This is a genomic window from Undibacterium sp. WLHG33 (assembly GCF_049544815.1).
In the GTDB taxonomy this organism is placed as follows: Bacteria; Pseudomonadota; Gammaproteobacteria; order Burkholderiales; family Burkholderiaceae_D; genus Undibacterium.
This window is the reverse complement of record NZ_CP186697.1, coordinates 2,280,402-2,295,325: the sequence shown is the minus strand read 5'-3', so window position 1 is coordinate 2,295,325 and position 14,924 is coordinate 2,280,402. Positions and strand designations below refer to the sequence as shown.

The window sequence follows — 14,924 nt, the reverse complement described above, 5'->3', positions numbered from 1 at the left end:
TCGCTAACCAAGCTCGAATAATGACTCTAGTGCTGCTATGTCCCTGCCCCACGCCTTATTAACCTCGCTGATAGAAAAGCCCTGTTCCGGTTATGAACTGGCGCGCCGCTTTGATAAATCCATCGGCTATTTCTGGCATGCGACGCATCAGCAGATTTATCGCGAACTCGCACGTATGGAGGAACACGGCTGGGTCAGCTCGATTGAGGTCGAAGGTGGCCGCGCGGGTAAAAAGCGATTCGAGGTATTGCCAGCAGGACGCACTGAATTGCAGCGCTGGGCAGCAGAAAGCACAGCGCCTATGCGCCTGCGTGACGATATGCTGGTGCGACTGAGGGCCGACGCTGCCGTCGGTGCGCCCGGCCTGATAGAAGAAATGGAGCGTCGTCTGAAACTGCATGAACAGGAATTAGAAAATTACAAGGCAATAGAACAACGCGATTTCAGTCACAGGCCTTTGTCGCGTGAAGCACAAATTCATTATCTGATTTTGCAGGCTGGTATCAATTTTGAAGAAAGCCGGGTCGCATGGACAAAACAGGCACTGACCACATTGCGACAACAACAGTAAGCTAAGTGCCTGACATCCTGGATACTTTTTCCTCTGACAAAGAGACAGCGTCCTTTAAAATAGCCGTTTTCCCGAACCGGATAAATGACTCGCTTATGGATGATTTTGCTTCTTTGTGTACGCGCGCACGGGCAGGAGACCCGCTTGCAGCAGAACAACTCATGCAGAAAATCTATCCTGAATTACACATCATGGCGCGTGCGCGTCTGCGCCAGAGCGGTCATCTGACTTTGCTTGATACCACCGCCCTGATTAATGAAATGTGGCTGCGCCTGAATGCCAACACCCAGCTTCAGCTCGCAGAAAAACATTATTTTCTCGGTTATGCCTCACGTGCGATGCGTTCTATCGTGATTGATTATGCGCGCCGCCGTCAGGCGGAACGCCATGGCGGCAGTGCAGAACATGTCGAACTCAGTTCCCAGCCCGATCTCAGTGCCCCCGATGAATCTGAGCTTTTACGTGTACATGATGCGCTGAATGAACTGGAGCAGATCGACCCGCGTCTGGCACAAGTCGTGGAACTGCGTTACTTCGCCGGACTCAGTGAAGAACAAACCGCCGACTTTCTCGGCATTGCCAGACGCACAGTACAACGAGACTGGCTGAAGGCAAGAGCCTTACTGTTTGAAGCCCTGTGCTGAAGCGTTTGACCAATCCGATGACGCTTTTCCTATGATTTCATCGTTCTGATCAGCATCCCTTTTTTTCTGGAGACATTCGGTGGTACTTCCCGGTGAAGACTGGCATCTGATATCGGTGCTGTTTGATGAAGTCATAGATCTGAACCCGGCGCAAAGACAACAACGACTGGCAAGGCTGGAGACTGAGAATCCGCAGCACCATCGTCGTCTTTGTCAGCTACTCGCAGCACATGACAAAGCGGAAGAACATGCTTTTCTGCTGACCACGCCGAAAATCACGCTGGATGAGGGTACACGCAATCCTTTGCCAGTGATATATGAAGAAGGAATGACGATAGGCCCGTGGGAACTGCGCAAGAAAATCGGCCAGGGCGGTATGGCCAGCGTCTGGCTCGCGGTTCAGAAAAACAGCGAATTTAAACGTGAAATTACCTTAAAACTGCCCTATCCGGATACGCTGAACGGAACGATAGTCTCGCGCTTTATCCGTGAACGCGACATCCTCTCGCAACTGACACATCCCTATATTGCCCGCTTATATGATGCCGGGATCAGCAGCGAACAACAGGCATGGCTGGCGCTCGAATACGTCAGGGGCAGACACATCGTTGACTGGTGCCGCGAACAAAAGCTGGATTTGCACGCACGTATCCAACTGATGGTGCAGGTGTGTTCAGCGGTGCAATATGCCCACTCGCATCTGGTAGTACACCGCGATCTGAAGCCCAGCAATATTCTGGTCACCGAAGAGGGTTATGTGCGCCTGCTCGACTTTGGTATCGCACAAATTCTGCAAGGTGGTAACAATGCCGGTAAGATTCAGCCGGCACCGACCGGAGAAAGTACAGGCCCGGTCACCTGGCGCTACGCTTCACCGGAACAGATACGCGGTGAAGCACCGGGCATTGCCAGTGACGTTTATTCGCTCGGTATCGTTTTCTATGAGTTACTCACATTCGTCTCACCATATCAACTGGCAAACCGTTCACGCGCCGCGCTGGAGCAGGCAATTCTGCATGATCCGGTGGCACCGCCTTCAGAGCGATTGCAGGAAAACAAACAGCGCCGTCTGCTGCGCGGTGATCTGGATGCGATCATCCTCAAAGCACTACGAAAATCACCGCTGGAGCGCTACACCACGGTCGATGCATTATCGGCCGATCTGAAGCGCTATCTGCGGTGAGACACTGTTAGTGCCAGGCCAGATAGCCTGTGGTACCGCGGCAGCCGCGTTTTGCTCAAACACCGCTGGATTGCTGCCAGCGGCCTGTTTTTGATTTGCTTTCTGTTTGCAGCAACCGCAGTTTCCCTGCATCAGGCGCGTATTGCCAAGACCGAAGCAATCAAAGCGAAAGCAATGTATCAGTTCGTCGTCAGTCTGTTCAATCCAGATCAGAAGCCGGATCTGGATCTGGCAAGACGCCAGATGACACTGAAAGATCTAGTCCGCCTAGGTACTGACCGGCTCATTAACGAATTGCAGGCACACCCGGAGGAGCGGGCAAAACTGTTACACGACCTGGGGCAGCTGACGATACAACTGGGACTGCAGGATGAAGCCGCCCGTATTTATCAAGTCAGTCTGGAACAGGCAAGGCAGAGATACGGTCAGGACAGCAATGAATACGCGGGCGTCTTACTCGATGCGGTCGAATGGCTGAGCGGAAATAACCGTAGTCAGGAAGCCTGCCAGTATGCAGACCGGGCGCTGGAAATTTACCGGCGTCACCATGCCCCCGACGAAAAACTGGCGGTCGCTTACCGCAAGGCCGGACATTGCGGTGTCAACCTGCACCCCGCCGGATTTCCGAGAGATATTCAGTATCTGGAAACGGCAGTACGTTTATCCAGGACCGCAAAAGACCGCGCAGAACTCTCGTCTGCGCTGGAAAATCTGGGGCTCGCTTATCTGAATTCTGACCGCCCTGAGAACGCGTTAACGGCCTTTAACGAATCCCTGCAACTGCGGCAACAACTGTATGGTGCACATGCCTGGCAAACCGCAGAATCGCTGCAAAGTGTTGCCATCACGCTGGATACTCTCGGCAGGACCGGAGAATCTGCCGCAGCGCGCCTGCAGGCATTACAAAGCATGGAAGATATCTGGGGCAAAAATCATTATTTTGTGTCGGAAAGCAAAGCTTATCTGGCCGATATGCTGGTCGATGCCCTGCGCCGACCGGAGGGTCTTGCCTATGCGCGGGCGGCCTATGAAATTATGCTACTGCCTGACTGGCGTAATCAGAAACTGGATTATCTGGAAAATGCCAGCGCAAGCTATCTGAAAATTTTGTACCGCAGCGGTAATCTGCAGGAAATGCGCAGCGTTTGCGACCAGTTCCCCTGGAAAACACCGATTCGCTATCCCATCCTGCGCAACATTATGTTCAACCACTGCGGTAGTGTTGCGCTGTATTTCGGAGATACAGAGACCGCACGCCGCTTTGCCCGTGACAATTTCGCGCTATGGAAACAACACTGGCCGCAACAACCCAGCAGAGCCAGCGGCATACATTTGCTGAATGCCGAAATTGCCAGAGCATCACATCATCGTGACGAAGCTATCCGCGAATACCGCGCAGTGCTGACCAGTGCGGCAAAAAAAAATCATTTCGCCCGCACTCAGGCCTGGCTTGGTCTGTCACTGCTGGCCGGCAGTGACCAGGCATTGCTGCCCTTACCCCAGATGCAGGCTGAGCTGGAATTTTTCCTGCAGCCGGGCCAGCGCGACTACTGGGCAGGATTTGAAGCCAGCATGCGCGAGGCTATCGGCAATGTCTATCTGGCGCGAGGCCAGACTGCAGCCGCACAAGAAGCAATGAAAGCAGCACTCGCCATACGCGAACAGGCCGACGATACCCGCAATGGTATTTGGTATGCATTGACCATGCTGCGGCTCGCTGACGCCATTCAGCCTGAAGACTCCGTGCAATCTGCTCAGTTACGGCAGCGCGCAGACGCCATTTGCAGACAATATCCCGCCTGTCGCTGGCAAGCGCCAGCCAGGCATTAAGCGGGGCAAGCGTAACACGTCTGTCGTTCTTCTCTATTCTGCTTTCTAAAAAAAATGCCTCGGCGTGGCGCTTTTTTCAAAAGAATTCCGTTCATACAAAGGAAGCGTCGTCCTGCCTGTCAATACGATGGTGCAGCGACCTGTTTTTCTTTTCATTTATAAGGATACGGCATGAAAAAAGCTCTTCTGGTAATGAGTCTGATCAGCGCACTCAGTGCATGTGGTGGCGGCAGTTCAGGCTCCGGCAGCAATTCCGGCAATAACAGTGGTACCGGTGGCACCGGAGGTACTAGCGGGACGGGTAGTACATCATCCGGAATGACGGAAGCAATGAAAGTTTTTGCAGAAAGCTGGATCAGTATGCAGGCTGTGCTGAATCTGCACGATCTGCTGATTATGGCCGGCAACAACGGTAACTGCCCGAAAGGCGGCAGCGTCAGCTTTAACGGCAGCACAACCAGTCTCAGCAACTGTGTGCGGCGCTTCCCAGCAGATAATGCCTATCTCGGTAATTTCAGTGGCACACCAGTATTCACTGGCTCAGTGAAAAGCCTGAATTTCCAGAGTGCCGGCAACCTGAACGTCAATGCGGGCGATAACCCTGCTGTGACGCAGTATGTAATGAGTAACACCAGCTTCAACGGTACCGACAACGATACTGGAAGCGGAGATACCAGCCAGATCGGCAACGGCAGTGCCACATTCGTCATGGGCGCGGCCAGTAGCTACGCTGTGACATCGGTTGGCAGTACCGCAGTTAATAATGGCAGTAGTCTCAACAGCAATGCTGGCTTTTTCTACAGCAAAAGCAATGCTGCGGCCAGTCGCGTGGTCACGACACAGAATCTGATCTTCAGCAGCGATACCAGCGGCATGACGAACCGTCCTGCAAGCGGCTCCTATAATGTTGCCGTCGGTGGCACTACGACCAGCTGTGTGAATGTCGGTGTGCAGATGCTGGCCAACAATCAGGTAAAAATCAGTTGCAGTGCGACCAGTGAATCACGCACTGTCAACTGGAGTGATACAGACGTGCAGAGCGCTCTGCGCAGCGCACGAAGCTGAATACGGCCATGAAGGAAGCGGGAGACGGAAATGAATTCCATCTCCCCTTATTGAATTACCCGTTACGATATAAACCGCCGGTGTGCGTTATATAGTTCGTAATGAGGCAAACCTGCTGGTCGGCTGTCTCAGGCAGCAACGCCAAACAAGGCGCCAACACCGGCGGTCAGTGCCATCGCCAGCGCTCCCCAGAAGCTTACGCGGGCGGCGGCCACTGTCACCGCCGCACCACCGGCATAAGCGGCGACCGATCCCAGCAAAGCCAGAAACAGCAGCGAACTGATTGCCACTGACCACATCAGTCCATGAGCGGGAAACAAAAAAACTACCAGCAAAGGTAACACTGCGCCCACAGCAAAAGTGGCAGCCGATGACAATGCGGCCTGCACGGGTTTTGCTGCCAGCGCTTCGGAAATACCAAGCTCGTCGCGTCCGTGCGCACCGAGTGCGTCGTGTGCCATCAGCTGTGTCGCCACCGCCGCCGCCAGTTCGGGATCAAGGCCACGCGCAATATAAATATCGCGCAATTCTTCATGTTCATGCGCAGGATCGGCCGCCAGTTCCTTGCGCTCACGTTCCAGATCCGCGGTTTCGGTATCCGATTGCGAGCTGACTGAAACATATTCCCCCGCTGCCATCGACATTGCGCCTGCTACCAGCGCAGCAACACCCGCAATCAGAATATCTTTGGAACCCGCGCCGGACGCTGCCACACCGAGTACCAGACTGGCTGTGGAGACAATACCGTCATTTGCTCCGAGTACGGCGGCGCGCAGCCAGCCTATGCGGTGCGTTTTGTGTCGTTCTATATGTCGCATGATGTCACTTCAGGTTGGATTTTCGCGTCGGATTGCAGGACCTTTATTTTTTGGCTGGCGTTTTTGCAGCGCTTGCTGTGGCTGGCTTCGTAGCAGTTTTTGCAGCGGTTTTTGCAGCGGTTTTTGGCACGCCTCTGCCTGCCGTTTTACTGCCTGTACCTGTCTTATTTTTTGATCCGGTAGCTGCCGTGCCTGCTTTCACCGCTGGTTTTGCTGCTGCCGCAGACTTGCCAGCGCGGCCATTCACTTTGGCCTTTGTCGCCGTCACTGAGCCCAGTGTTTCTTTTGCCAGGCCGTCCCCTTCCATTGCCTGACTGACCGCTTGTTTGAATTGATTCTGCAGTAAATTCCACCAGGCCGCCGGGTTCGCAAACGGCGTGCCGGCATCTTTATCTGAAGCGGCGCTCGCCAGTTTCTCTGAGGTCTCCGTTACCTGCGGCGAGACGCTCTCAGGTTCGGGCTCAGGGACAGGTTCGGGAGATGCTTGCGACACCGGTTCTGCTGCCGGTGGCATAGGCCAGCTGGTATGATCAGAAGCATTCGATGATGCAGGTTTCGGGATATCTGCGGGTTCCGAACTGGTTTGTGCGCTGGCTTGTGCACTTGCCTGCTGCATGTGCTGCGCAAAATTTTCACCCAGCGATTGCAATGTCGCAATCGTGGCGCGCTGGACTTCGAGCGCCTGTATCGTGCCACGCAGCATATTCATATTCACATTCAGCCACGATTCTACGGTTTTCAGATCCTGAATTTTTTTATCCAGTTCATCGACCGACATCGGTGGCGCGACCATGCCCGGAACATTCATACTGCCCCAGAGTTTTTTGATGAACCCAAGCGGATCACCCATAGAATTCATGCCGGGAATATCAGAACCAGAAAAAGGATTGCTCATCGGTGTACTCCTTATGTAGGCGCTGTCTGCACGCCATGATGACACTGCATGTGAAGACTGAATAGCGTTCTGCTAACGTCTCTCCATCTTGCATGAGCTGGGGAGTGCAGTCAATCCGGATTCAAAGAATCGCTCGGTTTTAAAACCGTAACCACTGCCTTCATTGTCAAAACGCGTTCCGGCCTCGCCTTTTTTCTGCATGACGGATACGTACAAAGGCTGCAATAACTGATGATCTTCCGCACGCATCAGTGCCTGGTGAAAACCATTGCTGAAACTCGCATTTTCCAGCGCCCGCGCTACTGCCGTCGCTTCGGTAGATTTCGCCTTTTCTATCGCACTGGCCAGCATTTCCATCATCAGTTGCATACGCAGATGGACATAATCATCCTTTGCCAAAGGATAGCGCTTACGGAATGCCTGATAAAAATCGTCGCTCGCTTTGCCGCCGACGTTCGGATGCCATTCAGCGACCGCACGCACGCGACCGATACCGGCATCGCCAATCGCAGCAGGCGCACCAAGGCCGTTTGCATAGAAAGTGTAAAACTTGACATTCATCCCGGCTTCTTTAACTGCCTTCACCAGCAAAGTCAGATCATTGCCCCAGTTACCTGTGATGACGGTATCCGCACCGCTGGCTTTGATTTTTGCAGCATACGGCGCGAAATCCTTGACCTTACCAATCGGATGCAGATCTTCGCCGACGATGCTGATATCCGGCCGTTTGCGCGCCAGCATCGCGCGTGCCGATTTCCCAACCTGGCGCCCAAAACTATAATCCTGCCCGATCAGATACACTTTTTTAGCGCGGCTATCGTCTTTAATGACCTCGGTCAGCACGTTCATACGCATATCCGCATGCGCATCAAAACGAAAGTGCCAGAAACTGCACTTTTCATTCGTCAACACGGGGTCAACGGCAGAATAATTCAGAAACAATACACGGTGATCAGGCATGCGCTGATTATGTTTATTGATCGCATCGATCAGCGCCGCAGCAACCGCAGAACTGTTGCCCTGCACCACGAAAGGAATTTTCTGATCAGTCACCTGCCGTAACAAGGTCAGGGATTCTTCCACCCCCTGCTTGTTATCAAACACGCTCAGGCTCAGCGCATGCTGGCCATCCGGCAAGCGGACACCACCGCGCGCATTGATGTTGTCGATCGCGATTTGCAGATTACGCTGCACCGCTTCGCCGGCATTCGTGAACGCTGCGCTCATCCCATCGATCATCGCAATGCGTATCGGTGGCAAAGGTTCTTTAGACGTTACGGCAAAGGATGTGGAAAACGGCAGGCTCAGGAATGCTGCAATTATGATGCGGAGAAAAAATGTCATAACCAGAAATAAATAATCAAAAGTAAAACTGAGGCAAAGTCCTGCATTCTACGCCGTATAAAATTCCTGCAATGTCATCGCAGCCAAACCTGCAAGCGTTTACACTGTCGCCATGAATCGCATTACCCTTTCCACTTTACCTGCCCGCTTCCGCTCTCGCGCCCTGATCTTTACAGGCATGGCGATCGCTTTTCACCTATTTTTATGGCATTTACTGTCGGGAAGCCTTGTTACCGAAAAGCCAGCGGCGACACCGGTAACCACCAGCATAGAAGTTCAGTTAAAAGAAGCCCCGGCTACCATCGCGCACGCTGTTCAAGCTCCCCAAAAAGTAAAGCCAAAACCACAGGCACGCAGAAAGACAGCAACACCGGCGACCACAGCAGTCAAGTCGGATCAAACACTGAACGACACGCCGCCCACGGCAGCAAGCGATGCGGAAACTCCGCCGACAGCAGCGGTCACCGAACCCGCGCCAAATCAGGAGCTTGCATCTCCGGCACAAGAGATATCTGCGCCAGAACCAGTACCAGCAACAGCCGCAGCGTCGGCAGCCAGCACCAATAATGCGGATAATCCGGTGACCGAATTAGCCGGGCTGAAAATCACCGCACCGCCATCCGGCAAAATGCATATGAAAGTCGTACGTATTTCGCCGAACATGAACCCGGTATATGGCCTCGGTGAAATCAGCTGGCAAGCGCAGGACGGCCAATATCAGATGCAGGTGCAGGCATCGCTGGATTTGCTGTTCACCAGTCTGAATTTGTACAAACTGCAAAGCGAAGGCAGTATCTCAGGCAATGGCATACAACCTAAGCGCATGAACGAAACACGGCGCGGGCGCAGCGAAACGGCCACGCATTTTGATTACGATGCCAATCAACTCAGTTTTTCGTCATCGAATAAAAACACCGAGCTGAGCAAAGGTGCGCAAGACCGGGCGACAATCTTCATGCAACTGGCGGGATTAGGAATCGCCTCGCCGGAACAGTTTCAGCCGGGCAGACAAATTTCGGTGCAGGTCGCCGAAGATCGCGATGCGAACCAGTTCATCTTTGTCGTTATCGGCCAGGAAGAAATTGAGACGCCTCTCGGCAAAGTCATGACCTGGCACGTCAAGCGCCCGCCGCGCACAGGACTGTATAACTCTACGCTGGAACTCTGGTTCGCACCCGCGTATCAGTGGTACCCAATACAAATCCGCAATACTGAAACGAACGGCGCCGTCACGACACAGACGGTCAGTAAAATCGAACTTCAATCCACTTCTGGAAAATGATATGGCCCACCCTTTTTATCTTCGCCTGATCGCCGCTGTACTTACCTGTGCAGCGCTGGGCAACACGCTGGCAAACGCGGGTACGACGGAACATTTCAATAAGATGGCCTTTAATCTGCCACCGGCAGGAGAACTTTCATACACCATCAAGGCAAAGCAAAGCGGCATTCCCTTGGGTGGGGCGGCGACTGTTAAATGGGAAGTCAGTGAAAAAAAATACAGCATCGTGACAGAAACACGCGCGATGCTGGTCGGTAAAATCCTCGATGCCAGCAGTCAGGGTCATATCAGTGATTACGGTCTGGCACCGGAAAAATTTGTCGAGAAACGTTTTCGCAAGCCAGAAACGATTACCAGCTTCGAGCACGATAACAAAATCCTGCGATTTACCGCCTCAGATGAAACCTACACATTGAAGGGCGGCGAACAGGACAGAACGAGCGCCACCTGGCAACTGATTGCGTATGCGCGTGCCGCTGGTGATAAGTTCAAACCGGGCAGCGAATGGAAAATGTTTGTCGCCGGACGTCGCGACGCCGAGTCCTGGAGTTTCAAAGTGTTGGCAACAGAAAAAACCAGCACGCCGCTGGGTGAATTCGCCACTATTCATATCAGTAAAGCACCGCCACCGGATTCTAAAGATCAGACACTTGATATCTGGCTCGCACCGGCGCTGGACTGGTATCCTGTACGCCTGAAATTCAGTGATGCCGATGGCGACTATGTTGATCAGATCATAGAAAGCGTGAAGAAATAAGGCGATGAGTATGGACGGGGTGACCGCTGGAACCCCGCGTATTTATTGGGTCTCCAGCCGGTCAGAAAAATGTTTCAGAATGCCGTCCACACCGATGCAGCAGTCGTAACATCACTGTTTATGCAGGTGATTGCGGTTGAGGGCGTTTCTGTAAAGCAGGCAGAATAAATTTCCAGACCATCACCGTTTCAAACAACTCCACAGCGATCAGCGCAAAGATCGCACCGGCAGCGCCCCAATACGGAATCGCCTGATAGGTAATCAGCACCACCAGTAGCAAAGTGACCGTCCCCAGAAAGAACATAGAACGAAAAGCGCCGCCGCTCATCAGCCATGACGTTCCTATCGTACGTACGGAATTGATTGCGAAATAGCCACCCCACAGCATAATCAGAGGGCCGAGGCCACTGTATTTGCTACCGATCACATACGCTTCCAGCCACGGCAAAGTCAGCAACATCGCGCCCACATACGCAAACACAACGAGTTCGATGCCCAAGACAGAAACAATGGTCAGCTTGCGCAAGCCGCTCCAGTTATGTTCAGCCATCAGACGGCTTGCTTCCGGTCGTGCGACTCTGGACCAGGCTGCCACCGCCAACGGAATCGGCATCAGCAACAAACGCGATGCATTCAAGTCGGCAATCGCAGCCAGACCCAGCCAGGCGCCGGAAAGATAGACGTAACTGTAATTCGACAGCCAGCCAACGATGACTCCCAGTACCGCCCAGCGACCATGGCCGCGTATGGTTTCCTGATGCTCGTGCAGAATATCAGCGTCTTCCGCATCAACCTGACTGACCTGCGTTGCCGTACGATCCATGATGCGATGGCGACCAAATAGCGCACACAGAAATGAGGATGCGGCCAGCACGATAAAGACATGGGCAACATTGATCACTTCAAATAAATACAAACTGAGCATCCCTGCCAACACCGCCGCGACGTACACCAGATCCTGCCGCAATACGCTGTGAATGTCGGATTGTATAAAGCCGACAGTGCGACCATATTCGCGCAGGCCATTGCCGATCACGTAGAAGCCGAACGCGGCCGCCATTAGCCAGTTTTTATTACTATGATGCGTGGCAGCCGGGACAAATTCGACGATCAGAAACGCGGCTAAACCCATCGCCACCGTCCAGAATATCTGCCGCTGCCAGTAACGGCGCAACAATAGCTTGCGGGTATTTTCATGCACCGCGCTGGCGACCGTTGTCAACGGCCCGGCTATCCAGGAATCGACGATCAGACCCGCCAGCAACCCGCCCGCATATAACTGGCCATACAAACCATAATCGTCTTTATCAACCAGGCGGATCAGCAAAGCACCGATGCAGAAGTTCAGGGCACTCAGCATGCCCTGATCGATGACGGACAAAAACGAGGAGGATAGAAATTTTTTAGGAAAACTCATGGGCTTGCGATAACATTCATCTCACACGAACCTTACCATCATGACAGAATGAAGTACAAAGGGTTTCTCCCTGCTTCATCCATCCAATTTTTTAGTTTGCAAAATGAATAAATTTAGTAATAACGACCGTGCGCTGGTGTTGTTCAGCGGAGGGCAGGACTCTACCACTTGTCTCGCATGGGCATTGTCGCGTTATGCCCACGTGGAAACCATCGGTTTCGATTATGGCCAGCGCCATGCGATCGAATTGACGGTACGTCCGACCTTGTTGGAGAAAATCCGCAGTTTCTCGCCAGAATGGGAAGCGCGCCTGGGCGAAGATCACATGATAGATCTGTCACTGATTTCGCAATTATCCCATACGGCAATGACGGAAAATATTGCCATAGAAATGCAGGCAAACGGCTTGCCGAATACCTTCGTACCGGGGCGCAATCTGATGTTCATGGTGGTTGCGGCCACGCTCGCCTATCGCCGCGACCTGAATGTACTGGTCGGTGGCATGTGCGAAACCGATTTTTCCGGCTACCCGGATTGTCGTGACGACACCATGAAAGCGCTGCAGGTCGCGCTGAATCTGGGCATGGCAACCCGTCTCAAACTGGAAACACCGCTGATGTGGATAGATAAGGCGCAAACCTGGGAACTTGCGGGACAGCTCGGCGGTACAAGCCTGATTGATCTGATCCGCGCCGATACCCATACCTGCTATCTGGGTGATCGTGGTGCACTGCACGATTGGGGCCATGGTTGCGGCACCTGCCCGGCCTGTGAATTACGTGCCCGCGGCTACCGGCAATATCAGGCCTCATTGCAAAAATAATCTTAAAAATCAGCTTGTAAGCTGGCCGTTAGCCAGCTAATTTAAAATGATATCCGCAAGACAGATAAAACTAATTATATAAATGGAAGAGACCTATGCTGCTCGCGCTGATGACCGACCTGCATGCGAACCGCGAAGCATTTGCCGCATGTCTGGCACATGCAGAACAACAAAACGTAACGCGCTATGCTTTCCTGGGTGACCTGATAGGTTACGGTGCCGATCCTGCCTGGGTCGTACAGACCGTGATGGACTATGTGAGCAAAGGCGCTTACGTGCTGATGGGCAATCACGACATCGCCATACTGCAGGGAGATAAACAAGGTATGAATCCGACTGCTCGCGAAGCCATAGAATGGACACGTGCACAGCTGAATCCGGCACAAATCGCTTTTATTGCAAAGCTGCCCTACCGGATTGAATTACAGGATCTGTTGTTAGTCCATGCCAATGCCTGGGCGCCGGAAAAATGGGAATATATCGACGGCGTTATGGAAGCCATGCGCAGCATGCATGCATCCAAAGCAGCGATCACCTTTTGCGGGCACATGCATGTACCGACGCTGTATCACATGACGATGACAGGAAAAACCGGAGAATTTCTGCCGACGCCGGAAAATGGCATACCGCTCAGCAAACAACGGCGCTGGCTGGTGATTCCCGGCTCCGTCGGCCAGCCGCGTGACGGCAACCCAGCGGCGTGTTACGCGACCTTTGATACCGAGACACTGGAACTGACCTATTACCGCGTTCCCTACGATCACGAAACTGCTGCCGCCAAAATTCTGCGTGCTGGTCTGCCTGCCGCGCTGGCATCCCGTCTGCTGACAGGAAATTAAGATGAGCCCGCACAGCCTGCAAGCCGGCATGGAATTTGATGGTTACCGCTTAGAAGAAAAATTACATACCGGTGGTATGGCGGCGCTCTGGCGCGTCACCGATTTGCGCCAGCGTCATGTCGGCAAACCGGGGCTGGAAAACGGTGTGCCGCCACTGATCATGAAAGTACCGCTGCTGCTTTCCTCTGACGACCCTACCGCTATCGTTGCGTTTGAAGTCGAGCAGATGATCATGCCGAAACTGAAAGGCATACACGTGCCGCGTTTTTTTGGCTCCGGTGATTTTGATGCGCAACCGTATATCGTGATGGAGCAAATTGCAGGAGAGTCGTTACGCAGTCGTTTCGCCCAAGCACCGTTACCGATCAGCGAAGTTGTCAATATCGGGATTAAAGTAGCGAATGCCCTGCAGGATCTGCACCGGCAGAATGTGATTCATCTTGACCTGAAACCCAGCAATATCATGTTCCGCGAGGGTGTGGCAGTGCTGATCGATTTCGGATTATCACGTCATGATCGTCTGCCGGATCTGCTGGACGAAGAATTCCGTCTGCCTATGGGCACTGGTCCGTATATCTCGCCGGAACAGGTGCTGGGTGTGCGCAATGAGCCGCGCAGTGACTTATTTTCGCTCGGTGTTTTACTCTACCATCTGGCGACGGGCGAGCGACCTTTCGGTCATCCGACCTCGGTTTCAGGGTTAAAGAAGCGTCTGTACCGCGACCCGGTTCCGCCACGCAGCCACCGCCCGGATATACCAGCATGGCTGCAGGAAATTATCCTGCGTTGTCTGGAAGTAGAACCGGCAGCGCGCTTTGACACTGCGGCACAGTTAGCGTTTTTGCTGCAATACCCGGATCAACTGACGCTGACCGGGCGTGCAGAAAAAAAGCAGCAAGACGGTTATCTGTCTGTGATTAAACGGCGTCTGAAAGCCTCTGGCATAGAACCGGTTTTACAACACAGTATTTCGGAACAGTTAGCCAAGGCACCGATTATCGTTGCTGCGCTGGATCTGACGCGAGGTTCAGAAGCGCTGGCAGAAAACCTGCGCAATATCACACGGCGCATGCTACAGACCGAGCCGGGAGCAAGACTCGCCTGTCTGACCATACGCAAAACCAGTCGTATCGGCATGGATGACAGCCTAATCAAACAAGGCGAAAACATCCATGTTAAGCAACTGGTTGAGCTCAAGCACTGGGCCAGACCCTTGAATATCAGCCCCGATAAAATCACATTTCACGTGATTGAAGCACCGGATCCCGCTGGGGCGATCATCGAATATGCGCACAACAACGATGTCGATCACATCATCATCGGCTCGCGCGGTACCTCTGCGCTGCGCCGTTATCTGGGCAGCGTTTCCGCGCAGGTGGTAGCAGAGGCAGCCTGCACTGTGACGGTCGTCAAAACCGCAGAAAAATAGCTGCCCGCTGCCTATACAAAAGAACCG

14 protein-coding genes are annotated in these 14,924 nt (G+C 53.2%); 10 read left to right on the top strand and 4 right to left on the bottom strand.

The window, feature by feature from the left end:
- Positions 1–37 precede the first annotated feature (37 nt).
- The 5 genes from ACOTSW_RS10495 (at position 38) to ACOTSW_RS10475 (ending at position 5,293) form a co-directional block, all read left to right on the top strand.
- Positions 38–571, top strand: a complete 534-nt coding sequence (locus ACOTSW_RS10495) for a PadR family transcriptional regulator (protein ID WP_423679034.1) — start codon at positions 38–40, stop codon at positions 569–571.
- 95 nt (positions 572–666) lie between these two features.
- Positions 667–1,215: an ECF-type sigma factor gene (locus tag ACOTSW_RS10490; protein WP_186884433.1), complete on the top strand. Its 549-nt coding sequence runs from the start codon at positions 667–669 to the stop codon at positions 1,213–1,215.
- Positions 1,216–1,294: 79 nt separating this feature from the next.
- On the top strand, positions 1,295–2,398 hold the full coding sequence (locus tag ACOTSW_RS10485) for a serine/threonine protein kinase (RefSeq protein WP_423679032.1): 1,104 nt from the start codon (positions 1,295–1,297) through the stop codon (positions 2,396–2,398).
- A 51-nt stretch (positions 2,399–2,449) separates the two neighbouring features.
- Positions 2,450–4,228 carry a tetratricopeptide repeat protein gene (locus ACOTSW_RS10480; RefSeq protein ID WP_423679030.1) on the top strand — a complete coding sequence of 593 codons (1,779 nt, stop codon included), beginning with the start codon at positions 2,450–2,452 and terminating at the stop codon, positions 4,226–4,228.
- 171 nt (positions 4,229–4,399) lie between these two features.
- Positions 4,400–5,293, top strand: coding sequence for a hypothetical protein (locus ACOTSW_RS10475; protein ID WP_423679029.1), 894 nt, complete (start codon positions 4,400–4,402; stop codon positions 5,291–5,293).
- Positions 5,294–5,421: 128 nt separating this feature from the next.
- Here the strand turns inward: ACOTSW_RS10475 and ACOTSW_RS10470 are convergent, their stop codons facing one another.
- The 3 genes from ACOTSW_RS10470 to ACOTSW_RS10460 form a co-directional block, all read right to left on the bottom strand.
- Positions 5,422–6,111: a VIT1/CCC1 transporter family protein gene (locus ACOTSW_RS10470; protein WP_423679027.1), complete on the bottom strand. Its 690-nt coding sequence runs from the start codon at positions 6,109–6,111 to the stop codon at positions 5,422–5,424.
- Between the two features lie 43 nt (positions 6,112–6,154).
- The gene (locus ACOTSW_RS10465) at positions 6,155–7,006 is read right to left on the bottom strand and encodes a PhaM family polyhydroxyalkanoate granule multifunctional regulatory protein (protein ID WP_423679026.1); all 852 of its coding nucleotides are present in this window, start codon (positions 7,004–7,006) and stop codon (positions 6,155–6,157) included.
- Between the two features lie 72 nt (positions 7,007–7,078).
- Positions 7,079–8,350, bottom strand: coding sequence for a branched-chain amino acid ABC transporter substrate-binding protein (locus ACOTSW_RS10460; protein ID WP_423679024.1), 1,272 nt, complete (start codon positions 8,348–8,350; stop codon positions 7,079–7,081).
- A 112-nt stretch (positions 8,351–8,462) separates the two neighbouring features.
- On the opposite strand from ACOTSW_RS10460, the gene ACOTSW_RS10455 reads away from it, so the two are divergent.
- Both ACOTSW_RS10455 and ACOTSW_RS10450 read left to right on the top strand, forming a co-directional pair.
- On the top strand, positions 8,463–9,632 hold the full coding sequence (locus ACOTSW_RS10455) for a DUF3108 domain-containing protein (protein ID WP_423679023.1): 1,170 nt from the start codon (positions 8,463–8,465) through the stop codon (positions 9,630–9,632).
- A gap of 1 nt (position 9,633) precedes the next feature.
- Entirely contained in the window at positions 9,634–10,389 is a 756-nt protein-coding gene (locus tag ACOTSW_RS10450; protein ID WP_423679022.1) for a DUF3108 domain-containing protein, read from the top strand.
- Between the two features lie 118 nt (positions 10,390–10,507).
- Here the strand turns inward: ACOTSW_RS10450 and ACOTSW_RS10445 are convergent, their stop codons facing one another.
- Positions 10,508–11,806, bottom strand: coding sequence for a lipopolysaccharide biosynthesis protein (locus tag ACOTSW_RS10445; protein WP_423679020.1), 1,299 nt, complete (start codon positions 11,804–11,806; stop codon positions 10,508–10,510).
- A 103-nt stretch (positions 11,807–11,909) separates the two neighbouring features.
- On the opposite strand from ACOTSW_RS10445, the gene queC reads away from it, so the two are divergent.
- The 3 genes from queC (at position 11,910) to ACOTSW_RS10430 (ending at position 14,897) form a co-directional block, all read left to right on the top strand.
- The gene (queC, locus tag ACOTSW_RS10440) at positions 11,910–12,629 is read left to right on the top strand and encodes a 7-cyano-7-deazaguanine synthase QueC (protein ID WP_423679019.1); all 720 of its coding nucleotides are present in this window, start codon (positions 11,910–11,912) and stop codon (positions 12,627–12,629) included.
- 95 nt (positions 12,630–12,724) lie between these two features.
- A complete protein-coding gene (locus tag ACOTSW_RS10435) occupies positions 12,725–13,468 on the top strand; it encodes a metallophosphoesterase family protein (RefSeq protein ID WP_423679018.1) in 744 nt (247 codons plus the stop codon).
- A gap of 1 nt (position 13,469) precedes the next feature.
- The gene (locus ACOTSW_RS10430) at positions 13,470–14,897 is read left to right on the top strand and encodes a protein kinase domain-containing protein (protein ID WP_423679016.1); all 1,428 of its coding nucleotides are present in this window, start codon (positions 13,470–13,472) and stop codon (positions 14,895–14,897) included.
- The last annotated feature ends 27 nt before the right edge of the window (positions 14,898–14,924 follow it).